Source organism: Mycobacteriales bacterium (genome assembly GCA_040902655.1).
Lineage (GTDB): Bacteria > Actinomycetota > Actinomycetes > Mycobacteriales > SCTD01 > SCTD01.
The window spans coordinates 1-20,687 of sequence record JBBDWV010000016.1 but is presented as its reverse complement, the minus strand read 5'-3'; the positions used below and the strand labels follow the sequence as shown (position 1 = coordinate 20,687).

Here is a 20,687-nt window from a genome sequence, read left to right as displayed (position 1 = left end):
TTCCCTGGCCGGTGTCCGAACGGCTGCTCAACCAGCTGCTCCGCGACGGCAGCGCAGCCCGCCCCGCGATCATCCAGGCGCTGCAGGCCACCCTCGACCGCGTCCCCAGCACCACGCTCGCCATCCTCGCCGATGAGCCCGGCATTTAGCTCACCGCCGAGCTGATCGACGCGGTCAGCGAGCGCGGAGACGTCCACGCCGTCCAGGCTCTGCTGCGCCGCGAGAAGCTGCAGCCGGCCGATCGGCAGCGCCTGCTCAAGCGGCAGTGGCACGTCGCAACCGGACCCGCCGAACGAGCCACCGCTGCTCAGCGGGCCGGGCCTCAGCGACAACGACAAGCTGGACCTCCTCGGCGGCGTTGAAGACGCAGAGCTCACCCGGCTCTGCGTCGTCGCCGACCACGACGCCGCCACCCTCGTCCTCGCCGAGATCGAGCGACGCACCGGGCGCGAGGCGCAGTGGACCGTCGCCCGCCTCGACACCCCGGCGCTGCCCGAGAAGACCCTGCTGCAGGTCCCAGTCACACTCGAGTGCCTGATCGGGCTGCTCGCCCAGCTGCCCCAGCCGCCCCGCTGGTCGGAGGCGCCCGCCGAGCAGATCGAGACAGCCCGCCGAGCTTCGAAGCGCGCAGAGGCACTGCTGCTGCACATCATCCGGCGGCAAGGACAGCTGATCATGCGCGCGTGGCACGACTCCGACCTGCAGCGGAAGGCGGGCGCTGACCCCAGCGAGGAGCGCGAGCCGACTGCGTTCGACAGGATCCGTGCGGCCCACCGAGACGTCATCATGACGCTGCACCCCAACGAGACCCTGGTCTGGGACCTGCTCGACGATCAACTGCTCACCTGGCGCGTCCAGCAGCACGTCGAGTACGCCGAGCAGTGCTGGCAGACGGCGGCGCTGTACGACCGAGTCAGCGCCGGAGAACCGGCTCAGGCCGTCGCCGCCGAGTACCTCAAGCTGCTCAACATCGGGCCCGGAACGGCCAAGCCCGACAGCAAGCTCATCGACGACTTTAGAACCGAGTTCCTCAAGCACTGCGAAGCCGGCGTCGGCGCCCAGGAGCAAGCATCGCTACACCGTTCACCGAACCGCCGACACGCTCGTCCTGGGTACCACCTTCGAGCTCCCCAGCTGGCAGCGCTACCCGGAGGCGGCACACCGCGAAGCACGCAGCGGCGGCACCACCTGGGCCACCAGGCACGACGTGCTCAGCCAACTCCGAGACACGGTCCTCGACGCAGCAGCGCCCGCCTGCTGGGCCGACTGGCCCGACCCGCCGATGCAGCCCGCCGCAGCGAGTGGGCCACCGTCGCTGTCGCGCTCTGGGAACGAGACCAGGCCGCCGGCCGCCCGATCGACCGCAATCATCAAGGTCGCCGCTGGCGAGGGTGCGCACGAGTGCCGGGCCGGCACCAACTGCTCACAGGGCCGATGTGGTCCGCCTGCTTACCTGAGTCTGCACACCCCTTGACCATTCAGGGTTGTGTCAGGTCTGCCGTTGAGCACATGGAGCCGCGGACCGGGGGCCGCGCGAGGCTCACCGGCGGAGCGCCGACGGCCGAACCAGGAGTTTGTCGGCCGCTGGACGGCTTGACGCCGGCCAGATGGGCTTGTCGTGGACCGGAGGGTCTGTCACGACTGCTGGATGGCCTGGCGATACCTACATCGGATCTGACATCCGCCTCGCCCCGGACACCCCCGTACACTTGGCACTCCCGTTGCAGGAGTGCCAGAGGAGGTGCGCAGCGTGCTGGACGACCGCAAGCTCGAGGTCCTGCGTGCCATCGTCGAGGACTTCGTCTCGACCACCGAGCCGGTGGGCTCGAAGTCCCTGGCCGAGCGGCACGGCCTCGGCGTCAGCCCCGCCACCGTGCGCAACGACATGGCGGCGCTCGAGGACGAGGGCTACATCACCCACCCGCACACCAGCGCGGGTCGTATCCCGACCGACAAGGGCTACCGGCTGTTCGTGGACCAGCTGTCCGCGGTCAAGCCGCTGTCGGCCCCGGAGCGGCGCGCCATCGAGACCTTCCTGCAGGGCGCGGTCGACCTGGACGACGTCGTACGCCGTTCCGTGCGCCTGCTGGCCCAGCTGACCCGGCAGGTCGCGGTCGTGCAGTACCCCTCGCTGTCGCGCAGCGCGGTACGGCACCTAGAGATCGTCCACCTCGCACCGAACCGCCTGCTGCTGGTGCTCATCACCGACACCGGCCGGGTCGAACAGCGGGTCGTCGAACTGCCGGGGTCGCTGTCCGAGCAGGACGTGTCGCTGCTGCGCTCGGTGTTCGGCAGCCGGTTGCACGGCGCCCGGCTGGTCGACGTGCCGGCTGCGCTGTCCGACCTCCCGGATGCCGCGCCCGAGGCCATCCGGCCGGTGCTGACCAGCATCATGTCCGTGGTGCTCGAGACGCTGGTCGATCAGCCGGAGGAGCGCATCGCGCTGGCCGGCACCGCGAACCTCACCCGGCACACCCTCGACTTCCCCCGCACGCTCCGGCCGGTCCTCGAGGCCCTGGAGGAGCAGGTCGTCCTGCTCAAGCTGCTGGGCGAGGTCAACGACCCCACGACCGTGCACGTCAGGATCGGCGAGGAGAACAACGTGGAGGGACTGCGGTCCACCTCTGTGGTGACCGTGGGCTACGGCCCCGACGCCGGCGCGTACGGCGGACTGGGGGTTGTCGGCCCGACCCGGATGGACTACGCCGGCAACATGGGCCAGGTGCGCGCGGTCGCGCGCTACGTCGGCGAGCTGCTGGCGGGTGCGTAGTGGCTGACTACTACGGCGCACTCGGCGTCGCCCCGGACGCCACGGACGACGACATCAAGCGGGCCTACCGCAAGCTCGCCCGCCAGCTGCATCCCGACGTCAACCCCGACCCCGCGGCGCAGGAGCGCTTCAAGGCGGTCACCGCGGCGTACGAGGTGCTCTCCGACCCGCAGAAGCGCCAGGTCGTCGACCTGGGCGGGGACCCGCTGTCCAGCGGGCCCGGCAGCGCCGGCGACCCGTTCTCCCAGGGCTTCGGCGGGCTCGGCGACATCATGGATGCCTTCTTCGGTGGTGCCGGCGCCCGCGGACCGCGCAGCCGGGTGCGGCAGGGTTCGGACGCGCTGCTGCGGATCGAGTGCGACCTGGCCGAGACGGTGTTCGGGACCGAGCGGGAGCTCACGGTCGAGACAGCCGTCGTCTGCTCCACCTGCACCGGGCAGGGCACCGCCTCCGGCACCCATCCCAGCGTCTGCGACACCTGCCAGGGGCGCGGCGAGGTGCAGCAGGTCCAGCGGTCCTTCCTCGGCCAGGTCCTGACGACCCGCGCCTGTCCCCGGTGCGGCGGGCTCGGCTCGGTCATCGAGCACCCGTGCGGGGAGTGCGGCGGCGACGGCCGGGTGCGGGCCCGGCGCACTCTCACCGTCAAGGTGCCGGCCGGGATCGAGACCGGCATGCGCATCCGGCTGTCCGGTGAGGGTGAGGTCGGCCCGGGCGGCGGTCCGGCGGGCGACCTCTACGTCGAGGTGATCGAGCGACCGCATTCGGTCTTCACCCGTGAGGGGGACGATCTGCACTGCACGGTCACGCTGCCGATGACCGCCGCCGCCCTGGGCACCACCGTGCCGCTGACGACACTGGACGGTGACGAGTCGCTCGACATCGTCCCCGGCACCCAGCCCGACGAGGTGCTCACCCTGCGGGCCCGCGGTGTGCCGCACCTGCGGGCGACCGGTCGCGGTGACCTGCACGTCCACCTGCGGATCGAGGTGCCGACCCGGCTCGACGGCAAGCAGGAGGATCTGCTGCGTGATCTGGCCCGGTTGCGGGGCGAGGAGCATCCGGCGGTGTCCGGCAAGGGGAACGGACTGTTCGGCCGCCGCCGGAGGTGACGGCCCCGCTGTTCCTCTGCGACGACCTGTCCGGCGACGACCTCGAGCTGGTCGGGTCGGAGGGACGGCACGCCGCCACCGTCCGGCGGGTCAGGATCGGCGAGGCCGTCGACGTGGCCGACGGTCGCGGGACCCGCGCGCACTGCACCGTCACCGGTCTCGGGCACGACGTGGTCCGCCTGCACGTGGACGCGCGCGCCGTCGAGCCGGTGCCCGCCCTGCGGCTGGTGCTCGTGCAGGCCTTGGCCAAAGGTGACCGGGGTGAGCTCGCGGTCGAGCTGGCGACCGAGGTCGGCGTGGACGAGGTGGTGCCGTGGTCGGCCGAGCGCTGCATCGTTCGATGGGACGGCCCGCGCGGTGAGCGGGCGCTGAACCGGTGGCGCTCCACCGCGCGTGAGGCCGGCAAGCAGTCGCGGCGGGCCCGGCACCCCGTCGTCACCCACTGGGCCTCGACCGAGGAGCTGCTCGCGCGGGTCGCGACCACACCGACGCTGCTCCTGCACGAGAGCACGTCGACCCCGCTCGCCTCCGTCGCCCTGCCCGCGAGCGGTGACCTCCTGCTCGTCGTCGGCCCGGAGGGAGGCCTGACCGTTCGCGAGGTGGCCGCACTGACCGGGGCCGGGGCCGGGGCCGTCCGGCTCGGCAGCAGTGTCCTGCGTACCTCCACGGCCGGCGCCGCGGCGGTCGCGGTCATCAGCGCGCGGACGTCCAGGTGGGCCTGACCGCCTCCCGCAGCCGCCCGCCGCGGGGGCGGCGTGGGACCCGCCGGGCCGGTGCCGTCGGGCTGGCCGCGGCGCTCACTGCGCTGCTCGCCGTGCCCACCGTGCCTGCCGGATCGGCGCTGGCGCAGGCGCAGCCCACGGCGTCGCCGCAGGCCACCGGCCAGCCGCTGATTCCGTTGCCCGCCCCGTCGCAGCAGCCGACGCCGGAGGCGGTGTCGCCGTCTCCCGAGCCGCCGCCCTCGGCCACGGCCGCGCCCACGGTCGCGCGCAACCGATCCCCTCGTCCGGCCACCAGCCGGCCCGGGCCTCCCACCACTTCGCCGACACCTGCCCGCCGGTCGCCGTCGGCAACGCCCAGCCGTGAGCCGGACGTTCTCCCGACGGTGCCGGCGGACGACGGCGCCGACGAGGAGCCCGTCGCCGGCGTTCCGCCGGACCCGCCGGCCGACACGCCCGAACGCCTCGTACGGTGGATGCTCGGGCTCGCGGTACTGCTCGGACTGGCCGGAGGCGCCGGCCTGTACTGGACGAGGGAGAGCACGTGAGCGACTGCCTGTTCTGCCGGATCGTCGCGGGGGAGATCCCTGCCGAGGTGGTCGGGGACACCGGGCGGACGCTGGCGTTCCGTGACGTCGCGCCGCAGGCGCCGACGCACGTCCTCGTCGTGCCCCGGGACCACCACAGCGACGTGGCGGCGTGCGCGCAGGCTGATCCGGTGCTGCTCGGCGAGGTGATGGCGGCGGCGGTCGCCGTCGCGCAGAGCGAGGGCCTGGACGGCGGCTACCGGCTGCTCACCAACACCGGCGACGATGCGGGCCAGACGGTGCACCACCTGCATGTCCACGTGCTGGGTGGTCGTCCGCTCGGGGCGCTGGGCTGAGCCTGCGCGGGTAGCCTTGGGAGGTCCCACGACCCCCACCCGAGAGCAGGCGAACGGCAGCCGCCGACCCCATGGCCGATCCTTCCCCGTCGACCCCCGGGGTCGAGCGTGTCGTCAGCAAGATCGTCGTTCCTGGCGAGCAGGACATGGTGGCGTTGCTGGGCAGCCGCGACGAGGTGCTCCGGACAGTCGAGCGCGTCCTCACCAGCGACGTGCACGTCCGCGGCAACGAGATCACCCTCACCGGGTCCGCCAAGGACAACGCCCTGGGGGTGCTGCTGTTCGAGCAGCTGCTGGCACTGCTCGGCAAGGGCCAGACCCTGACCAGCGACGCGGTGGAGCGCAGCCTGGGCATGCTGAAGCAGGCCGAGGACAAGCCGGCCGAGGTCCTCACCCTCAACATCCTTTCCAACCGCGGCCGCACGATCCGGCCCAAGACGGTCAACCAGAAGCGCTATGTCGAGGCGATCGACGCGCACACCATCGTCTTCGGCATCGGGCCCGCCGGCACCGGCAAGACCTACCTCGCGATGGCCAAGGCCGTGCAGGCGCTGCAGGCCAAGCAGGTCAACCGGATCATCCTGACCCGCCCGGCGGTCGAGGCGGGGGAGCGGCTGGGCTTCCTGCCGGGCACGCTCTTCGAGAAGATCGATCCCTATCTGCGCCCGCTGTACGACGCGCTGCACGACATGCTCGACCCCGATTCGATCCCCAAGCTGATGGCCGCGGGCACCATCGAGGTCGCGCCGTTGGCCTATATGCGGGGAAGAACCCTGAACGACGCGTTCATCATCCTGGACGAGGCGCAGAACAGCACCGCCGAGCAGATGAAGATGTTCCTCACCCGGCTCGGTTTCGGGAGCAAGATCGTGGTCACCGGCGACGTGACCCAGGTTGACCTGCCGGGCGGCGCCACGAGCGGGCTACGCGTCGTGCGGGACATCCTCGACGGTATCGAGGACGTGCACTTCGCGACGCTGTCGTCCGCCGACGTCGTCCGGCACAAACTGGTCGGCCGGATCGTCGATGCCTACGCGCAGTTCGACGCCGAGAACGACCGGGCCCGCGGGCCGCAGCGTACGCAGGGACAACGGGCGCCGGGTCGCCGGGACGATGTACGGAAGAGCCGGTGAGCATCGAGCTGGCGAACGAGAGCGGTGTCGCCGTCGACGAGCAGACGCTCGTGCGGCTCGCCCGACACGTCCTCGACCGGCTCGGTGTCTCCCCGCTCGCGGAGCTGTCGCTGCTGCTCGTCGACGTCGAGCAGATGGCCAAGCTGCATGTCCGCTGGATGGGGGAGCCGGGACCGACGGACGTGCTCGCCTTCCCGATGGACGAGCTGGACCTGCGCGGCTCACGCGGCGTCGCCCACGGCTCCGGTCACGGCGGCCCGGTGGAGGACGACGAGGGGAGCAGCCCCACGGTGCTGGGCGATGTGGTCCTGTGTCCGGAGGTCGCCGAGCGGCAGGGCCGCGAAGCCGGCCACGGCACCGAATCGGAGTTGCAGCTGCTGTGCACCCATGGCGTGCTGCACCTGCTGGGCTACGACCACGGCGAGCCCGGGGAGCATGCGGAGATGTTCGGGCTGCAGGACGAGCTGCTCGCCTCCTGGAAGGCCGCTCAGACCTGATCCAGCTCCTCAACGAGACCTCGCGCCAGGGGTGCAGGCAGCGTTCTGTCGTCGTGGACGTCGGCGTCAGGGGGCACAGGCGGCGCAGGTGCCGAAGACCTCGACCGTGTGGCTGACCTTGGTGAAACCGTGCTCGGCGGCGATCGACGTGGCCCACGCCTCCACCTCGGGGCCCTCCACCTCGATGCTGCGCCCGCAGCTGCGGCAGACCAGGTGGTGGTGGTGGGACTCCGTCGGGCAGCGCCGGTAGACGGCCTCGCCGTCACCGGTGTGCAGCACGTCGACCTGGCCGGCCTCGGACAGCGCCTGCAGGTGACGGTAGACGGTGGTCAGCCCGATCGAGGCGCCCTCGTGGCGCAGCAGGTCGTGCAGGTCCTGGGCGCTGCGGAAGCCGTCGACCCGGGACAGGACATCGGCCACAGCGGTCCGCTGGCGGGTGGTACGCAGACCGGGCAGGGGCGCGACCTCGTCGGTCACCTGGGTTCCTCCTGCGGGAGCAGTGCCACCCCCGCAGGGGTCGCGCCGGAGGTGCGACGGCTCCGCCGCACCACTGTCCCGGCCAGCGTAGCCAGCGCGAAGCCGGTCAGCGCCAGGACCACGATGAGAGCGCCCGGGGCCGTGTCGACATAGAAGGAGCCGAGCACGCCGGAGGTCGAGGCGAGGACGCCGACGAGCAGGGAGACCGCGACCGTCGCGCGAAAACCCCGGACCAGCTGCTGTGCCGTGGCCACGGGCACGACCATCAGGGCGCTGACGAGCAGCAGGCCGACCACGCGCATCGCCACGGTCACGGTGACCGCTGCCATCACGGCCAGCAGCAGGTTGAGGAAGCGCACCCGGAGACCGGCCACGGCCGCGTACTCCTCGTCGTGGCAGACCGCGAACAGCTGGGGGCCGACGGTCGCCAGGGTGAGCAGCAGGACGCCGGACAGGACGGCGATGACGACCACGTCGAAGGGCCCCACGGAGGTCAGCGACCCGAACAGGTACGACAACAGGTTCGCGTTGCTGCCCCCCGGGGACAGGCCGATGAGCAGGACGCCGCCGGCGATGCCGCCGTAGAAGAGCAGCGCCAGCGCCACGTCGCCGCCGGTGCGCCCCTGCTGGCGGACCAGCTCGATGACGACGGCGCCGATCGTGGCGACGACGATCGCGGTGAGCACCGGGGCCGTTCCGAGCAGGAAGCCCAGCGCCACCCCCGTCAGCGCGACGTGGCCGATCCCGTCGCCCATCAGCGCGAGCCGCCGCTGGACCAGGAAGACGCCGACGGCCGGCGCGGCCAACCCGACGAGAAAGGCTGCGACCAGCGCCCGCTGCATGAAGTCGAAGGTCAGCGGGTTCATCGCAGCCCGAACCCGGCCCGGTGGGGGTAGGGCAGCTCCTCGTGCACCGGGTGGGCGTGCTCGGGATCGTGCAGGTGCAGGTGGTCGGCCTCCGGCGGATCGCCGTCGTGCAGGACCCGGCCGTTCTCCAGGGTCAGCGCCCGGGTGAACAGCCCCTGCAGCGAGGCGACCTCGTGCGTCACCACGAGCACGGTGGTCCCCCCGTCGATCAGCACCTGCAACGTGCGGGTCAGCGCCTGCTGGGAGGCGGCGTCCACGCCTGCTGTCGGCTCGTCCAGGATGAACAGCTCGGGGTCGCAGGTCAGCGCCCGCGCGATGAGCACCCGCTGCTGCTGGCCACCGGACAGGGTGCCGACGCTGTCGTTCCTGCGGTCGGTCAGACCGACCGCCTGGATGGCCCGGCGGACCGCCTCGCGGTCCTCGGCCCCCCGGCGGCGGGGCCCCCGGGCCCCCCCCCCCCCCCAGGCCCCGACCACGGCGACGGTGGCCGGGACACCGGTGGCCGCGCCACCGCGCTGCGGGACGTAGCCGATCCGGGGCCACGCGGAGAACCGCTCCAAGGAAGTGCCGAACAGCTCGAGTCGGCCGGCGGCCAGCGGGGCGAGCCCGAGCAGGGCGCGCACCAGCGTGCTCTTGCCGGAGCCGTTCGCGCCGAGGATGGCCAGGACCTCACCGGCGTGGACGCGCAGATCGACCGCGTCCAGTGCGGGCCGGCCGTCGTAGCTGACCAGGCCACCTTCGAGATCGACGACGACCGGGCTCATCGCCGGCTCAGGATCACGCGCAGCCGAGCGCCGCGCGCAGGCTGTCGAGGTTGGTCCGCATCGCCGACAGGTAGTCGCCGGTGTCCGGCGGTCCCTCCAGCGGGCTCAGGACCTGGGCCTCGGCGCCCACCTCCCGGGCCAGGGACTGCGCGACCTTCGGGCTGGCAAGCTCCTCGAAGAAGATGGTGGTCACGTTGTTCTGCTTCGCAAAGGTCGCCACCTCGGCCAGCCGCTTCGGGGAGGCCTCGTCCTCGGGGGACAGCCCGGCGATCGAGACCTGCTCGAGGCCGTACGACGCCGCCAGATAGCCGAAGGCGTCGTGGCTGGTGACGATCTCCTTCCGGGGGCAGTCGGCCAGACCGCTGCGCAGCTCCTCGTCGAGCGTCTTCAGCTCGGCGCCGAGCTCCGCGGCCCGCTGCCGGAAGCCGTCGGCCCGCTCCGGCGCCCGCTCGGCAAGCTGCTCGGCGACCGCCTCGGCGATGGTGGCCAGGCGGACCGGGTCGAGCCACACGTGCGGATCTCCGGCGCCCTCGTCCTCGTGCGCCGGTTCGTCCGCACCCTTGCTCTCGCCCTCGTGCGCGTCGTGGTCGCCCTCGAGCAGCTCGACCGTCGTCAGCACGTCCAGCGCACGGTCTGCGGCCTGCTGGTCGACGGCCTCGTCGACGGCAGGCTGGAAGCCGCGGGAGTAGACGACCAGGTCGGTACGGCTCAGGGCCGCGACCTGCTGGGGCGTGAGCTCGAGGTCGTGCGGCTCGCCGCCCGGTGAGGTGAGGTTGGTGACCTGGACGTCCTCGCCACCCACGCGCGCGGCCACGAACTCGTAGGGGTAGAAGCCGGCGGTGACGCTGATCGCCTTTCCGGCACTGCTGCTGGATGTCGGCTCGCTCCCAGAGCTCGGGCCGCAGGCGCTGAGCAGCAACATTGCCAGGGCCGATGCAGCCAGGATCGGGGACACGGAGGGAGCAGGTCTGCGCATGGACGGCAGGCTAACAGTTCATGGCAACCATTGCCAACAAGGGGGATGTGGGTTGGCCGACGTACTATCGTCCGCGTCCTCGTCCCGATTCGATAGCAGGTGCTCCGGCTTCGAGCCACCGCCCATGGACCCGTCCGCATGACCAGCACCGAGGTGGTCCCGCTCGTCAGTGCGGTCGGCTTCGTCGTGCTGGCGGGCCTGCTCGCCTCTCTCGAGGCCGCGCTCGCGCGGGTGTCGCGGGTCCGCGTCGAGGAGTTGGTGCGGGAGGAGCGGCACGGCGCCGGCCGGCTGGCGAGGGTGCTGACCGATCCGCCCCGCTCGCTGAACCTGCTGCTTCTGCTGCGCCTGCTGTTCGAGCTCGCCGCCGTCGGGATCGTCGTGTCGTACTTCGTCGACCGGGTCGCCGGCTCGAAGGCGGTGGTCCTCGCGGTGCTGGCCATGACCGTTGTCAGCTACGTCTTCATCGGGGTCGCCCCCCGGACGATCGGCCGCCAGCAGGCCGAGCGGGTCGCGCTGCTCGGCGCCGGTGTCGCGCTGGCGCTGACCCGTGTCTTCGGGCCGCTCCCCCGGCTGCTGATCGCCATCGGTAACGCCTTCACCCCCGGCAAGGGCTTTCGCGAGGGACCGTTCTCCTCCGAGGCGGAGCTGCGCGACCTGGTCGAGCTCGCACAGGAGCGCGGAGTCGTCGAGCGCTCCGAGCGAGACATGATCAACTCGGTGTTCGAGCTGGGCGACACGATCGTGCGCGAGGTGATGGTGCCGCGCACCGACATCGTGACCATCGAGCGTGGCAAGACGGTGCGGCAGGCGCTGAACCTCGCCCTGCGCAGCGGCTTCAGTCGCATCCCGGTCGTGGGGGACAACGCCGACGACGTGCTCGGTGTCGCCTACCTCAAGGACCTCGTCCGCAAGGAGCGGGCCGAGGGCGGGGGGTCGCTGAAGGTCGAGGACGCGATGCGCGAGCCGGTCTTCGTGCCGGAGAGCAAGCCGATCGATCAGTTGCTGCGCGAGATGCAGGCACAGCTGGGCCACATCGCGGTCGTCGTCGACGAGTACGGCGGCACGGCCGGACTGGTCACCATCGAGGACGTGCTCGAGGAGATCGTGGGCGAGATCACCGACGAGTACGACCGGGAGGCACCGCCGGTCGAGGATCTCGAGGACGGCACCCGCCGGGTCACCGCACGGCTGCCGGTCGAGGATCTCGAGGAGCTGTACGGTGTCGAGTTGCCGCACGACGACGTCGAGACGGTGGGGGGCCTGCTGGCCGTCGCACTCGGGCGCGTCCCCATTCCCGGAGCAACCGCGGAGATCGGTGGCCTGGTCCTCGTCGCCGAGAGCGCCAAGGGGCGCCGTAACCGTATCGGCACTGTGCTCGTACGACCGGCCGACCACCCCACCCAGGAGGACCCTTTCCGTGCCTGATCCCGACGCCGAGGACAGCAAGCTCATCACCCTGGCCCGGAGCGCCCGGCAGCGTGCCCACGTGCCGCACACCGGGGTGGCCGAGGGAGCGGCGGTACGTGACAGCGACGGCCGCACCTATGCGGGCGCGACCGTCGAGAACGCCGACCCGGCCCTGACCACGTCCGCGCTGCGCACGGCCATCGCCGCGGCGGCCTCCAGCGGTGCCCGCAGTTTCGAGGCGGCGGTCGTCGTCGGCGGCTCGCTCGTCTCGCAGGCCGACATCGAGGTGCTGCGTGAGTTCGGCGTCGGCGTGCCCCTGCTGTTGGCCGCCGACGACGGCGCTGTGCACCATCGGCTGTCCACGTGAGCGTCCGGGACGAGAGCCGTCCGTGACGACCGGTGCGCCGGCTTTCCGGTCCGGCTTCGCCTGCTTCGTCGGGCGGCCCAACGCCGGCAAGTCGACGCTGACCAACGCGATCATCGGCCAGAAGGTCGCCATCACGAGCAGCCGGCCGCAGACGACGCGGCACGCCGTGCGTGGGATCGTGCACCGCCCCGACGCCCAGCTCGTGCTCGTCGACACCCCCGGCCTGCACAAGCCCCGCACGCTGCTCGGCCAGCGACTCAACGACATCGTGCGGGAGACCTACGCCAGCGTGGACATCATCTGCTTCTGCGTCACCGCGGACGACAAGATCGGCCCCGGTGACCGCTTTGTCGCCGCCGAGCTGGCTCAGGTCACGACGCCGGTGGTCGCTGTGGTCACCAAGACCGACAAGGTCTCCCGACAGCAGGTGGGCGAGCAGCTGCTCGCGGTCTCGCAGCTGGCCGACTGGGCCGAGATCGTCCCCACCAGCGCGGTGTCGGACTTCCAGGTGGGGCTGCTCGTCGACCTGTTGGTGACCCGGCTGCCCGCGGGCCCTGCGCTCTATCCCGACGGCGAGCTCACCGACGAGCCCGAGCAGGTGCTCGTCGCCGAACTGATCCGCGAGGCCGCGCTCGAGGGGGTGCGTGACGAACTGCCGCACTCGCTGGCCGTGACCGTGCAGGAGATGAACCTGCGTGAGGACCGACCCGACGACCGCCCGCTGGTGGACATCTTCGCCACCGTCCACGTCGAGCGCGACAGTCAGAAGGCGATCGTGCTGGGCAGCGGCGGCTCGCGACTCAAGGGGGTCGGCACCACCGCGCGCCACCAGATCGAGGCGCTGCTCGGGATGCGGGTGTTCCTCAACCTGCACGTCACCGTCACCAAGGACTGGCAGCGCGATCCCAAGCAGCTGAAAAAGCTCGGCTTCTGAGGCCGGCGGCCTCCTCAGGAGACGACGGTGGGCACCCCCAGGTGCCAGCCCTGCCCCAAGGGCACCCCGAGCTTCCGCAGCGCGACGAGCTGCTCCTCGGTCTCGATACCCTCGGCCAGCACCAGGCTCCCGACCTCGTCGGCGAAGGTGAGCAGCGCGGTGACCAGCTTGCGCTGGCGTTCGCTCTCGTGGACGTGGCGGGACAGGCTGGTGTCGAGCTTCACCACCGCCGGCTGGAGCATCAGTACGTGGCGCAGGCTGGCGAAACCGGCGCCGGTGTCGTCGACGGCGATCCGGGCACCGCGGCGTCGTAGCTCGTCGAGCAACGTGCGCGTGAGGGTGTAGTCGGCGACGGCCTCGTGCTCGGTGACCTCCAGCAGGACCCGCGACAGGTCGCTGTCGTGCAGCAGCGTGAGCACGGTCGGGTCCTCGAGTGCTGCCGGGGAGACGTTGACGGCGAGAAACGCCCCGGGCGGCAGGCTGGGCAGCAGCGACAGGGCCGCCTGCAGCGTGAGCCGCTCGAACTCACCACCCAGGCCGTAGTAACTGGCGGCCCGGAACCACCGGTCGGTCGGCACCCGGCCGCCGAAGCGGGCCAGCGCCTCGAACCCGACCACGGCGCCGGTGTCGAGCTGCACCACCGCCTGCAGGGCGATCTTCACCCGGTCGATCGAGATGAGCTCGCGGACCTCCGGCTCGGAGGGCAGTCCGTCGTCGTCCTCAGGACTCACCGACAGCCCCGGCAGCAGCGGCGAGGCCGCCCGCAGGCCGGCGACCTCGCTGACCAGCTGCCGCCAGCGGCGGCTCTGCCGGCGGTAGCCCGCGGCGCTCACCAGCGACAGCCCCGCGGCGGGCACGACCAGGGCGGCCGCCTGCAGGATCTGGCCCGCCCACCAGAGCTCGTCGTACCGCCGCCCCGCGATCCCCAGGACGAGGCCGGCCACCGCGGTCAGCCCGAGGCCGGCACCGACCCAGGTCCAGGTGCCGCCGGCGCCGCGGGGGGTGCTGCGCAGCCAACGGACAGCGGCGGCAGCAGCCAGCAGTGCGAGGGCGAGCGCGGCTGCCCGCAGTGCGGGCGTGCGTTCCTGACCGGCTGTGACGAGCACGGGGAGCGAGGGCAGCAGGAGGACGGCGCCGACCGCTGCCGCGAGCAGCTGGAGCGCAGCGAGCGTGGTCCCGGTGCCGCGCCCCGCGTACGGCGCGGTCAGCGCCATGACAGGAACCGTCACTGCCCAGAGCACTCCCAGCAGCGCCCCCCGCTCGACCTCGACGGTCAGCCTGCCGGCGCCCTCCACCTCGGCGGACCGCAGCATGGCCAGCGGCCACACCGCGGCGTAGCCGGCTGCCATCCAGCGCAGCCGCGGATCGCCGGTGACCGAGGCCTGTACCAGCAGCACGTACGCCGTGACCAGGGCGGCGCACCCGGCCGCGGCATGCAGGGCGACCAGTGCCCCGGTCGCGCCGCTGGCCTCGGTCACCAGCCGGAGCACAGGCACGCCCAGCGCGAGGGCGAGCGCGCCGAACAGGGCGCCCTCCCAGCGGCGGCCGACCCACTTCTCGGGGGGCTGCGGGGGAAGCGCCCAGCTGGTCCGCTGCTCAGCCCAGGCAGTGTCCACGACGCCTGGCAGCCTGTCACGGCCCGGCGCGCCACCCCGGAACGAATCGCCGGACTAGCGTGACGCAGGTGAGCCTCTACCGCGACGAGGGCGTGGTCCTGCGCGTCCAGAAGCTCGGTGAGGCCGACCGGATCATCACCCTCCTGACCCGTCGGCACGGCCGGGTGCGCGCGGTGGCCAAGGGTGTGCGGCGCACCCGGTCGAAGTTCGGGGCGACGGTGGAGCCGTTCAGCCACGTGGACCTTCAGCTCTACGCCGGGCGCAACCTCGACATCGTCGTGCAGGCCGAGAGCCTCACGCCGTACGGCGACAAGCTCGTCGGGAACTACGGCCGGTACACCGCAGGCACCGCGGTGCTGGAGACGGCCGAGCGGCTGACCGCGGAGGAACGCGAGCCCTCGCTGCGGCTTTTCCTGCTGGTGGTCGGCGCGCTGCGGGCCCTGTCCGAACGGGATCCCTCGATGGTGCTGGACGCCTTCCTGCTCCGGGCCATGTCGGTCGCCGGCTACGCGCCGGCGCTGTCGGAGTGCGCCCGCTGCGCGGCCCCCGGACCGCACCGCGCCTACTCCGTCCCTGCGGGTGGCAGCGTCTGCCCGGCCTGCCGACCGTCGGGGGCGGCCTCACCCCCCCCCGATGCGCTGACGCTGATGGTCGACCTGCTGACGGGCGACTGGGATGCCGCGGAGGTGACCGAGCCGCGGACCCGGCGCGAGGCCAGCGGGCTGGTGGCGGCCCACCTGCAGTGGCACCTGGAGCGGGGACTGCGCAGCCTGCCGCTGGTGGAGCGCTGATGAGTCGTTCCGCTGCCCGCCGGACCGTCCGCGCGCCGACCCCGCACCCGTCCGGGGCCCGCCCGCCTGACCTGCCGGCCGAGCTGGTGCCGCGGCACGTCGCGATCGTCATGGACGGCAACGGGCGCTGGGCCAAGGACCGCGGCCTGCCCCGGAACGCCGGCCACGAGGCCGGCGAGTCCTCGCTGTTCGACGTCGTGGAGGGCGCCATCGAACTCGGCGTGCGGTGGGTGTCCGCCTACGCCTTCTCGACCGAGAACTGGAAGCGCTCGCCCGACGAGGTCCGCTTCCTCATGGGCTTCAACCGCGACGTCATCCGCCGACGCCGCGACGAGATGCACGAGCTCGGCGTGCGGGTCCGCTGGGCCGGCCGGCGCCCGAAGCTGTGGCGCTCGGTCGTGAAGGAGCTCGAGCAGGCCGAGGAGCTGACGCGCGACAACGACGTCTGCACTCTGACCATGTGCGTCAACTACGGCGGCCGGGCCGAGATCGCCGACGCTGCGCGGCTGCTCGCGCTCGACGTCGCCGCGGGCCGGCTCGATCCCGCGCGGGTGGACGCGAAGGTGCTGGCGCGCTACCTCGACGAGCCGGACATGCCCGACGTCGACCTGTTCCTGCGCACCTCGGGCGAGCAGCGCACCTCGAACTTCCTGCTCTGGCAGTCCGCCTACGCCGAGCTGGTCTTCCTCGACACGCTGTGGCCGGATGTCGACCGGCGTCACCTGTGGCAGGCGGTCGAGCTCTACGCCGCCCGGGACCGGCGCTACGGCGGGGCGCTGCCGAACGACGTGGTCACATGAGGCTGTTCACCGTCGCGGCGGTGGCTCGCCCGCAGCTCGCGATGAGGTCGCCCCTGCTGGCGCTGGTGCTGGCCTTCGCTGCGGCGGGGTGCAGCTCCGAGCCCGCACCGCCGCCGGTCGCGCAGGCACCGCCGTTGCTCTCGCCGGCGCCCTCGCCCCCGCCGTCGCCATCCCCTTCGCTGTCGCCGCCGTCCCCCTCGCCCACCGGCCCGGTCCCTGCCCGACCACCGCCGCCCATGGCCGAGGACGCCGGCGCACTCGCCGCGCAGATCACCCACGCCGAGCAGACGATCCGCAGCCGCGACGCCGGTGAGGAGGCCGTCGCGGAAGCCGGGCGGGTGCAGCAGGCGGCGTACCGGCACCTCGCCGCCCGCGGCGAGCTGCGGCCGGCCGTGCTGGCCGCGGTCCCGGACGACCTCGACCCGGTGGTGGTGGCCCACACCGACGCGCAGGCGGCGCTGCGGCGGCTCACCCGGGCGCAGCCGCGGCTGCCGTCCTGGCGCATCGTCGCGCCGCCGCCGCCCGAGGTCCTGCTCGGCTACTACCGCGCGGCCGAGCAGGAGTTCGGCGTCGGCTGGGAGTACCTCGCGGCGATCCACCTCGTCGAGACCCGGATGGGCCGGATCCGCGGCACCAGCTCGGCCGGCGCCCAGGGGCCTATGCAGTTCATGCCGGGCACCTGGGAGATCTACGGCGAGGGCGACATCGACGACCCGCAGGACGCGATCCGGGCAGCGGCGCGCTACCTCGCGGCCAGCGGGGCGCCGCAGCGCATGGAGCGCGCGCTGTTCGCCTACAACCGCAGCAACGCCTACGTCGCCGGCATCGAGATGCACGCCGCGCAGATGCGGGCGGACCCGCGTACCTACCGCGGCTACTACCACTGGCAGGTCTACTACCGGACCACCGACGGGGACCGGGTGCTCCCGGTCGGGTACGACGGCCGGCTCAGCCGCTGAGCTTGCCCGCGATGGCGGCGAGGACGAGCCCGATCGTGCCGAGGCGCAGCAGCCTTTGGACGCCCTCCACGACCGGCCATGACAGGTAGGACAGCCAGCTCACCAGCGCGACCAGCAGCAGGAGCAGCGGCACGCCGAAGCCGGGAGGAGCGGCCAGGCCGCCGATCAGCAGGACCGCCGACAGCACCGGGACGAAGAACCTCGGCCGCGCGGACAGCCAGAGCAGCATCGGCGCGCTGATCCGCTCCACTTCGCCGCGCGCGCCGGGCGCGGGCTGCTTGACCAGCGGCTCCTTCGGCGGCCGCGCCGCGCGGGGGCGCGGGGGCGGCTTGCGGCGGGAGCGCGACTTCGGCACGGACGGATCCTCCAGGAGCGGAGCGGCGGGACCCGCCTAGCCTGTCACCCGTGCTGGTCGTGACGAGGTTCGACGTGCCCGGGGCGGAGTCCGCGTCGTTCCTGCCGCGGGCCGAGGCGGCGCTCGCGGCCTTCGCCGCCCGGCCGGGCTACCTGCGCGGGCGGATCGGGCGGGCCGCCGACGACCCCACCCAGTGGGTGCTCACGACCGAGTGGGCCGGTGTCGGCGCCTACCGGCGCAGCCTGTCGTCGTACGACGTGAAGGTCGACGCCGCCCCGCTGCTCTCGCTCGGGCGCGACGAGCCGAGCGCGTTCGAGGTGCTGCACGCCTCCGACGGGGACGGCCTCACGACCGGCGTGAGCCGGCGGGCGGTCGATGCCGGCCGGGTGGGCGTCGGCGAGGCGTCCGGACCGGCCGCGAGCGACCTGTGAGGGCGTGCTCAACTCCTGAGTATTCCCTCACCGGTAGCGTGACGTGCTTGCCCGACAGCCAGCCGGACCAGGAGCGCACATGGCGAACAAGAACGACCGCATGGACACGATCGTCAGCCTCTGCAAGCGGCGCGGCCTGGTCTTCCCCTCCTCCGAGATCTACGGCGGACTACGTGCGTCCTGGGACTACGGGCCGCTCGGGGTGGAGCTGAAGAACAACGTCAAGCGGCAGTGGTGGAAGGCCGTCGTGCAGGGCCGGGACGACGTCGTCGGCCTCGACAGCTGCGTGATCCTGGCCCGCGAGGTCTGGGAGACCTCCGGCCACGTGCAGGCGTTCGTCGATCCGCTGGTCGAGTGCACGTCGTGCCACAAGCGCTACCGCGCCGACCATCTCGAGGAGGGCTCCGGCAAGCCGCTCGCCGAGATCGCCTGCCCCAACTGCGGCAACCGCGACGTGTGGACCGAGCCGAAGATGTTCAACGGCCTGCTGAGGACCCACCTCGGTGTGGTCGAGGACGACAGCGGCCTGGCCTACCTGCGGCCCGAGACGGCGCAGGGCATCTTCATCAACTATGCCAACGTCCAGCAGAGTTCCCGCAAGAAGCCGCCGTTCGGCATCGGCCAGATCGGCAAGTCGTTCCGCAACGAGATCACGCCAGGAAACTTCATCTTCCGCACCCGCGAATTCGAGCAGATGGAGATGGAGTTCTTCGTCCAGCCCGGCGAGGACGAGGAGTGGCACCAGCGATGGATCGACGAGCGCTTCGCCTGGTACGTCGACCTCGGTATCGACCCGGCCAAACTGCGGCAGTTCGAGCACCCGGCGGAGAAGCTGTCGCACTACTCCAAGCGCACCGTCGACATCGAGTACGAGTTCGGCTTCCAGGGCTCGCAGTGGGGTGAGCTCGAGGGCATCGCCAACCGCACCGACTACGACCTCACGGTGCACAGCAAGGCCACCGGCGTCTCGCTCGACTACTTCGACCAGGAGTCCGGCGAGCGCTGGACGCCGTACGTCATCGAACCGGCAGCCGGCGTGGACCGCTGCGCGCTGACCTTCCTGCTCGACGCCTACACGGAGGACGAGGCCCCGAATGCCAAGGGTGGCGTCGACAAGCGCGTCGTGCTGCGGCTCGACCCGCGCCTCGCGCCGGTCAAGGCCGCGGTGCTCCCGCTGTCGCGCAACGCCGACCTCTCGCCGGCGGCGCGCTCGCTGGCCGCTGACTTGCGCAGGCACTGGAACGTCGACTTCGACGATGCCGGGGCCATCGGCCGCCGCTACCGCCGGCAGGACGAGGTCGGCACGCCGTACTGCGTCACGGTCGACTTCGACACGCTGCAGGACCAGGCCGTGACGGTGCGGGAGCGCGACGCGATGACCCAGGAGCGGGTGGCGCTGGACGCGGTGCTCCGCTACCTCCACGACAAGCTCGGCCCGCTGTAGCCCGGCGTACAGCCCTTCTGCGCCTCAGGTCCGGGCCACTTCCCCTGCGGGACGTCACCCGGAATGCCGCGCGCAGTGCACTGTCGCAGGGGAAGTGCCCGGCGCGGGGCGACTTTCCCTGCGTCGCGGCATTCGAGGAGCCTGCGCGCGTGCCGTTCTGCAGGGGAAGTGCCTGTGGACGGCGCCAGCAGTACGACGATCCGGCGCGCAGACTGCGCCGCATGTACGAGGAGCTGCAGGAGCAGGTACGCGGCCAGGCCGGCGTCGTGACCCGCGCGCAGGCGCGGGCACACGGGGTGCCCCTGACGCAGCTCGGGAAGCCCGGGTCCGACCGCCTGCTCACGCGGGTCCGACCGAACGCGTACGCCTTGACCAGCAGGTACGACGAGGGGGATCCGGTCGCCCGGCTGGTCATTCAGGTCGCCGCGGAGCGCCTGGTCTGCGGGGTCGACCTGGTCGCGGTGCGCGCGACGGCCGCGCAGCTGCACGAGGTGCCCTTGATCGGGCCGCCGCCGCCGCGGCTCCAGCTCGGCGAGCGCAAGCACGACCGGCCGAAGCACCACGGGAACAGCCGCGCGCTCCCTCCGGAGGCGGTCGTCGAGGTGCGCGCGGTGCCGGCGACGTCGCTCAGCCGTACGGCCGTCGACCTGGCTCGTGCGCGTGGACATCTGGCCGGCGTCGCCGCTGCCGACGCTGCGCTGCGACGCGGCGCGTCGCCTGAGGAGCTGCTCGAGGCGCTGGAGGCGTGCGCACGCTGGCCGGGCATCGACCGAGCTCGCCGAGCGGTCGGGTTCGCGGACGGCCGCGCGGAGTCGGCGCTCGAGTCGCTCGGCCGCGTCCGGTTCGACGAGCAGGGGCTGCCGCCGTGCGACCTGCAGGTCGTGCTGGGCGACACGGACGGGCCGATCGCCCGCGTCGACCACTACTGGGAGGCGCACCGCACGATCGCCGAGGCCGACGGTGCACTGAAGTACGTCACCGCAGCGGACCTGTTCGCCGAGAAGCGGCGCGAGGACCGGCTGCGCGAGGCCGGCTTCGAGGTCGTGCGCTACACGTGGGACGAGGCCCTGCGCCACCCGGAGCTCGTCGCGGTGCGGATCCGCCAGGCATTCGTGCGGTACGCCCGCCGCGCGGCCTGACCTGCAGTGGCCCGCCTCACGCACTTCCCCTGCCGTACGCCATCCTCCCGACGCCTACGCGTGCTCTGTCGCAGGGGAAGTGGCCTGCTCCCCACGCACTTTCCCTGCGGGACGTCACCCGGATCGTTCCGCGGGCTGCTCTGGCGCAGGGGAAGTGCACCACCACGGGGATCGCGGCGAATACGGTGGATCCCGTGTTGCGTCCTGCAAGCTGGATCAGGCCAGCGGGTGTGAGTCCCGCCTGGGTAGG

General features: G+C 72.3%; 25 protein-coding genes. 17 read left to right on the top strand and 8 right to left on the bottom strand.

Going from position 1 to position 20,687, the window contains the following annotated elements:
* Positions 1 to 11: 11 nt before the first annotated feature.
* Positions 12 to 149 (top strand): hypothetical protein, encoded by a 138-nt coding sequence (locus WD794_04070; GenBank protein ID MEX2289489.1) that lies wholly within the window; start codon positions 12 to 14, stop codon positions 147 to 149.
* Positions 150 to 255: 106 nt separating this feature from the next.
* On the opposite strand, the gene WD794_04065 is transcribed toward WD794_04070, so the two are convergent.
* On the bottom strand, positions 256 to 1,068 hold the full coding sequence (locus tag WD794_04065) for a hypothetical protein (GenBank protein MEX2289488.1): 813 nt from the start codon (positions 1,066 to 1,068) through the stop codon (positions 256 to 258).
* Between the two features lie 673 nt (positions 1,069 to 1,741).
* Here WD794_04065 and hrcA point away from each other — a divergent pair.
* The 7 genes from hrcA to ybeY all read left to right on the top strand — a co-directional run bounded on the left by hrcA (position 1,742) and on the right by ybeY (position 7,111).
* A complete protein-coding gene (gene hrcA / locus WD794_04060) occupies positions 1,742 to 2,770 on the top strand; it encodes a heat-inducible transcriptional repressor HrcA (GenBank protein ID MEX2289487.1) in 1,029 nt (342 codons plus the stop codon).
* Complete coding sequence (dnaJ, locus tag WD794_04055) at positions 2,770 to 3,879, top strand: molecular chaperone DnaJ (GenBank protein ID MEX2289486.1); 1,110 nt, start codon at positions 2,770 to 2,772, stop codon at positions 3,877 to 3,879. Before hrcA ends, dnaJ begins: the two co-directional genes overlap by 1 nt.
* On the top strand, positions 3,876 to 4,601 hold the full coding sequence (locus WD794_04050) for a 16S rRNA (uracil(1498)-N(3))-methyltransferase (protein ID MEX2289485.1): 726 nt from the start codon (positions 3,876 to 3,878) through the stop codon (positions 4,599 to 4,601). The genes dnaJ and WD794_04050 overlap by 4 nt, the downstream gene beginning before the upstream one ends.
* A complete protein-coding gene (locus tag WD794_04045; protein ID MEX2289484.1) occupies positions 4,592 to 5,146 on the top strand; it encodes a hypothetical protein in 555 nt (184 codons plus the stop codon). The genes WD794_04050 and WD794_04045 overlap by 10 nt, the downstream gene beginning before the upstream one ends.
* Complete coding sequence (locus WD794_04040; protein MEX2289483.1) at positions 5,143 to 5,481, top strand: histidine triad nucleotide-binding protein; 339 nt, start codon at positions 5,143 to 5,145, stop codon at positions 5,479 to 5,481. Before WD794_04045 ends, WD794_04040 begins: the two co-directional genes overlap by 4 nt.
* 71 nt (positions 5,482 to 5,552) lie before the next feature.
* On the top strand, positions 5,553 to 6,614 hold the full coding sequence (locus tag WD794_04035; GenBank protein ID MEX2289482.1) for a PhoH family protein: 1,062 nt from the start codon (positions 5,553 to 5,555) through the stop codon (positions 6,612 to 6,614).
* The gene (ybeY, locus tag WD794_04030) at positions 6,611 to 7,111 is read left to right on the top strand and encodes an rRNA maturation RNase YbeY (GenBank protein MEX2289481.1); all 501 of its coding nucleotides are present in this window, start codon (positions 6,611 to 6,613) and stop codon (positions 7,109 to 7,111) included. Before WD794_04035 ends, ybeY begins: the two co-directional genes overlap by 4 nt.
* Positions 7,112 to 7,177: 66 nt before the next feature.
* On the opposite strand, the gene WD794_04025 is transcribed toward ybeY, so the two are convergent.
* The 4 genes from WD794_04025 to WD794_04010 are packed head-to-tail and all read right to left on the bottom strand — an operon-like array spanning position 7,178 to position 10,194.
* A complete protein-coding gene (locus tag WD794_04025; GenBank protein MEX2289480.1) occupies positions 7,178 to 7,588 on the bottom strand; it encodes a Fur family transcriptional regulator in 411 nt (136 codons plus the stop codon).
* Positions 7,585 to 8,454 (bottom strand): metal ABC transporter permease, encoded by an 870-nt coding sequence (locus WD794_04020; GenBank protein ID MEX2289479.1) that lies wholly within the window; start codon positions 8,452 to 8,454, stop codon positions 7,585 to 7,587. Before WD794_04020 ends, WD794_04025 begins: the two co-directional genes overlap by 4 nt.
* Complete coding sequence (locus WD794_04015) at positions 8,451 to 9,218, bottom strand: ATP-binding cassette domain-containing protein (protein ID MEX2289478.1); 768 nt, start codon at positions 9,216 to 9,218, stop codon at positions 8,451 to 8,453. Before WD794_04015 ends, WD794_04020 begins: the two co-directional genes overlap by 4 nt.
* A 13-nt stretch (positions 9,219 to 9,231) precedes the next feature.
* Positions 9,232 to 10,194: a metal ABC transporter substrate-binding protein gene (locus WD794_04010; GenBank protein ID MEX2289477.1), complete on the bottom strand. Its 963-nt coding sequence runs from the start codon at positions 10,192 to 10,194 to the stop codon at positions 9,232 to 9,234.
* A 138-nt stretch (positions 10,195 to 10,332) separates the two neighbouring features.
* Between WD794_04010 and WD794_04005 the strand changes: the two genes are divergently transcribed.
* The 3 genes from WD794_04005 to era are packed head-to-tail and all read left to right on the top strand — an operon-like array spanning position 10,333 to position 12,902.
* Positions 10,333 to 11,619 carry a hemolysin family protein gene (locus tag WD794_04005; protein MEX2289476.1) on the top strand — a complete coding sequence of 429 codons (1,287 nt, stop codon included), beginning with the start codon at positions 10,333 to 10,335 and terminating at the stop codon, positions 11,617 to 11,619.
* On the top strand, positions 11,612 to 11,968 hold the full coding sequence (locus tag WD794_04000) for a cytidine deaminase (GenBank protein ID MEX2289475.1): 357 nt from the start codon (positions 11,612 to 11,614) through the stop codon (positions 11,966 to 11,968). The genes WD794_04005 and WD794_04000 overlap by 8 nt, the downstream gene beginning before the upstream one ends.
* Positions 11,969 to 11,990: 22 nt before the next feature.
* On the top strand, positions 11,991 to 12,902 hold the full coding sequence (gene era, locus WD794_03995; protein ID MEX2289474.1) for a GTPase Era: 912 nt from the start codon (positions 11,991 to 11,993) through the stop codon (positions 12,900 to 12,902).
* A gap of 14 nt (positions 12,903 to 12,916) precedes the next feature.
* Here the strand turns inward: era and WD794_03990 are convergent, their stop codons facing one another.
* Positions 12,917 to 14,518, bottom strand: coding sequence for an EAL domain-containing protein (locus WD794_03990; GenBank protein MEX2289473.1), 1,602 nt, complete (start codon positions 14,516 to 14,518; stop codon positions 12,917 to 12,919).
* Positions 14,519 to 14,586: 68 nt separating this feature from the next.
* Between WD794_03990 and recO the strand changes: the two genes are divergently transcribed.
* Both recO and WD794_03980 read left to right on the top strand, forming a co-directional pair.
* A complete protein-coding gene (gene recO, locus WD794_03985; GenBank protein ID MEX2289472.1) occupies positions 14,587 to 15,309 on the top strand; it encodes a DNA repair protein RecO in 723 nt (240 codons plus the stop codon).
* On the top strand, positions 15,309 to 16,109 hold the full coding sequence (locus WD794_03980; protein ID MEX2289471.1) for an isoprenyl transferase: 801 nt from the start codon (positions 15,309 to 15,311) through the stop codon (positions 16,107 to 16,109). Before recO ends, WD794_03980 begins: the two co-directional genes overlap by 1 nt.
* Here WD794_03980 and WD794_03975 read toward each other — a convergent pair.
* Complete coding sequence (locus WD794_03975) at positions 16,102 to 16,314, bottom strand: hypothetical protein (GenBank protein ID MEX2289470.1); 213 nt, start codon at positions 16,312 to 16,314, stop codon at positions 16,102 to 16,104. The two genes, WD794_03980 and WD794_03975, sit on opposite strands and share 8 nt — an antisense overlap.
* Before the next feature lie 31 nt (positions 16,315 to 16,345).
* Here WD794_03975 and WD794_03970 point away from each other — a divergent pair, with 31 nt between their 5' ends.
* Entirely contained in the window at positions 16,346 to 17,068 is a 723-nt protein-coding gene (locus WD794_03970) for a lytic transglycosylase domain-containing protein (GenBank protein MEX2289469.1), read from the top strand.
* On the opposite strand, the gene WD794_03965 is transcribed toward WD794_03970, so the two are convergent.
* A complete protein-coding gene (locus WD794_03965) occupies positions 17,058 to 17,423 on the bottom strand; it encodes a DUF6703 family protein (protein MEX2289468.1) in 366 nt (121 codons plus the stop codon). The two genes, WD794_03970 and WD794_03965, sit on opposite strands and share 11 nt — an antisense overlap.
* A gap of 50 nt (positions 17,424 to 17,473) precedes the next feature.
* Between WD794_03965 and WD794_03960 the strand changes: the two genes are divergently transcribed.
* The 3 genes from WD794_03960 to WD794_03950 all read left to right on the top strand — a co-directional run bounded on the left by WD794_03960 (position 17,474) and on the right by WD794_03950 (position 20,437).
* On the top strand, positions 17,474 to 17,854 hold the full coding sequence (locus WD794_03960) for an antibiotic biosynthesis monooxygenase (GenBank protein MEX2289467.1): 381 nt from the start codon (positions 17,474 to 17,476) through the stop codon (positions 17,852 to 17,854).
* A 79-nt stretch (positions 17,855 to 17,933) separates the two neighbouring features.
* The gene (locus tag WD794_03955; protein MEX2289466.1) at positions 17,934 to 19,298 is read left to right on the top strand and encodes a glycine--tRNA ligase; all 1,365 of its coding nucleotides are present in this window, start codon (positions 17,934 to 17,936) and stop codon (positions 19,296 to 19,298) included.
* 221 nt (positions 19,299 to 19,519) lie between these two features.
* Entirely contained in the window at positions 19,520 to 20,437 is a 918-nt protein-coding gene (locus WD794_03950; protein ID MEX2289465.1) for a hypothetical protein, read from the top strand.
* Positions 20,438 to 20,687: the final 250 nt, after the last annotated feature.

What these genes read in the sequence shown, in the direction of transcription:
- WD794_04015 (MEX2289478.1), bottom strand. Translation starts at nt 9,218, where the DNA reads ATGAGCCCGGTCGTCGTCGATCTCGAAGGTGGCCTGGTCAGCTACGAC.
- WD794_04010 (MEX2289477.1), bottom strand. Translation starts at nt 10,194, where the DNA reads ATGCGCAGACCTGCTCCCTCCGTGTCCCCGATCCTGGCTGCATCGGCC.
- WD794_03950 (MEX2289465.1), top strand. Translation starts at nt 19,520, where the DNA reads ATGTACGAGGAGCTGCAGGAGCAGGTACGCGGCCAGGCCGGCGTCGTG.
- WD794_03970 (MEX2289469.1), top strand. Translation starts at nt 16,346, where the DNA reads ATGGCCGAGGACGCCGGCGCACTCGCCGCGCAGATCACCCACGCCGAG.
- WD794_04005 (MEX2289476.1), top strand. Translation starts at nt 10,333, where the DNA reads ATGACCAGCACCGAGGTGGTCCCGCTCGTCAGTGCGGTCGGCTTCGTC.
- WD794_03980 (MEX2289471.1), top strand. Translation starts at nt 15,309, where the DNA reads ATGAGTCGTTCCGCTGCCCGCCGGACCGTCCGCGCGCCGACCCCGCAC.
- WD794_04035 (MEX2289482.1), top strand. Translation starts at nt 5,553, where the DNA reads ATGGCCGATCCTTCCCCGTCGACCCCCGGGGTCGAGCGTGTCGTCAGC.
- WD794_03955 (MEX2289466.1), top strand. Translation starts at nt 17,934, where the DNA reads ATGGCGAACAAGAACGACCGCATGGACACGATCGTCAGCCTCTGCAAG.
- WD794_04020 (MEX2289479.1), bottom strand. Translation starts at nt 8,454, where the DNA reads ATGAACCCGCTGACCTTCGACTTCATGCAGCGGGCGCTGGTCGCAGCC.